Below are 1,074 nucleotides of genomic sequence, written 5' to 3' on the forward strand. Positions count from 1 at the left end.
CGAGTGTTATATGCAATGAGTAGACAAATAGCTTTCTGCGAATTAAAGACAAACTTACTTTATAACATCGTAAAGTTTTTTTTTGCTTTTTGTCTTATGATGCTCCTCGGAATTCTGGCTAAAATATTTTCGTTTTATCATTTGGAAACGATCGTACTTTTTTTGGTGATCGCTATTATTTTGTGGACCTATAGACTCACTTTCAAAGGTGAGGTTAAATGTGGTGACGTGAAAGTATTAGCAAAATGTCGATTAAACGTCTTCAATCATAAAATTGTAAAAGTTTACTTTGTATCGAGAAATAAGAGTTTAGCTTTAAAAGTATCCGGCAAAGAAATAACAAGCATTTTCCAGGGTGCAGGCTTGCCATACATAGCAACAGTGACGCAGGACAAGACAGACCTTAGGAAGTTTATATTGACATTAAATTCACCTAGTTAGGAAAGACTGCAAATGACTAATCAGCAAGCATATAACAAATACATCAACCGGACATTGGCAAGAGCAGCCAACGCCGGTTATGTAAGGTGTTATGTATCAATTTAACATATAGGGAGTTTTATCATGGCCATGGAGTTATTTGTAATTTTAGCTCTTCAAGATGTTCCTTCAAGCGATGAGTTAAACGCGGCTGCAGCAAAGTTATCTGTACCTGTAGTATGGGAATCTAATGTTGAAATTCTTAGACATACAGGCTTCTTGCCAGCTAAACTTGCAGGCATAGACTCAGGTTCAGAAGTCTCGGTAACTGACTACTCTGAAATAAAATCATTTTTACCGGAACATGACACTTCTAATATTGTTGACCCTGTAGTGGTTTCTTTTAGATGGGGCGGTGACTTTCAAGAAGCTTCGGTATCTATGTACGCAGCATATGTTCTTGCTGAAACTTATACTACTTTAAGTTTTGAGCCACAAAGTGGTATCTTTCTATCCGCGGTGCAGTTGCAGGAAGGCGCGATGGCGATGCAAGGGATGAATTAGCAATGGCTTACATACATAACAAATCGTTGAAGCGGATAAAAATAAAGAGCAATTTTTACCGCTTAACGAGGTGTTAGCTTGGCTAGAAAT

At 37.6% G+C, this 1,074-nt stretch carries 1 protein-coding gene; it reads left to right on the plus strand.

All coding sequences use genetic code 11. The features are described 5' to 3' along the window. Window positions 1–570: 570 nt before the first annotated feature. Window positions 571–984, plus strand: coding sequence for a hypothetical protein (locus tag KUL10_RS18535; RefSeq protein WP_146216815.1), 414 nt, complete (start codon window positions 571–573; stop codon window positions 982–984). Window positions 985–1,074 lie beyond the last annotated feature (90 nt).

It is taken from the genome of Glaciecola sp. KUL10, from assembly GCF_003203515.1.
Taxonomy (GTDB): Bacteria; Pseudomonadota; Gammaproteobacteria; order Enterobacterales; family Alteromonadaceae; genus Glaciecola.